Annotated in this window: 1 protein-coding gene; it reads right to left on the reverse strand. The window is 37.6% G+C overall.

Going from position 1 to position 1,060, the window contains the following annotated elements; genetic code table 11:
• Positions 1-60: 60 nt before the first annotated feature.
• Positions 61-786, reverse strand: coding sequence for a DNA/RNA non-specific endonuclease (locus tag HMPREF2731_RS11815; RefSeq protein ID WP_002318586.1), 726 nt, complete (start codon positions 784-786; stop codon positions 61-63).
• Between the last annotated feature and the right edge of the window lie 274 nt (positions 787-1,060).

A 1,060-nucleotide genomic window follows, 5' to 3' on the forward strand; every position in this document is an offset into this window, starting at 1 on the left:
AGTTGTCTAGCTTAATTTTACAATCGGCGTAAAGTTCATAAAAAATTCGAATTGCTGCTACTAATTTTTCGTTTTCGTTGCTTGCCCTGTCTCATAATTGATGGTGTAGCCATCTTGAACATTGTAGATAAAGACATTGAATTCAATTTTTTTGTCTTCAATGCTTTCTGCTTCCAACTGCACACCTCTTGCTACCAGTTCATTTCCCTCGAAATGAGGAGTGACACGATAGCGTACATGATGATTTGTTTCCTTGATATATGCCGCAATATCATTTTCGTGGGCAAGCATGTACGGAGCATTCAGCGAACGTGTCCCTGTCATTAAGTTTTTAATGTTATTATTTTGACCAGTCAACTGGAAACCAATCAAATGGCTGCGGTTGTATAACCATTGTCCGTCACTTAATTTCTTTTGTCTCCAACCTGTCGGATCAATATACAAAGGTTCTCTCTTTTCAGTAGGGAACAAGTCTTTTCCCAACATCGCATTGGCTTGTCCTACTCTGTTCAATTTGTCTATATTTGAATAGCTTTCCCATGTCCCTTTGGAAAGACTAAGATCCTCTTTTGTAAACTCGGGCTGATTCCCATTGATTTCTATTTCTTGATGTTTTCCATCATATTCTGGCACATCCGCTACTTGAGAAGCTTGCGGTGTGGAATCAAAAATGGTTGTAATTTGTTGGAAGATATCTGAATCTTTTTGTGTGGTGGAAATACCGAGTGCCCCTGCAATCACAGCAGCGACGATCCCCACGATCGCCTTGGTTGTTTTTTTGCTCATTTCTTTACTCCTTTACTAACAGCTCCCTAAATCTTAACATACGTTCCCCTATAAATAAATACTGGAAAGAAATAGAAACAGTAAAAAAATAAAACCAGTTTTTAGACGGCTTAAGAATACAAAAAAAGAGACGGATGCATCGTCTCTACTCAATCACAAAACAATATTTACAAGGTATTTATTATCATTCAAAAAATTTTTCTTAATACTCAAAACTAAACGGCTTCTGTACGACCTCTTGGTAAACAGTGTTCAAAAGCTTGCATCTGCGGTA

It is taken from the genome of Enterococcus sp. HMSC072F02 (assembly GCF_001837725.1).
Classification (GTDB): domain Bacteria; phylum Bacillota; class Bacilli; order Lactobacillales; family Enterococcaceae; genus Enterococcus_B; species Enterococcus_B lactis.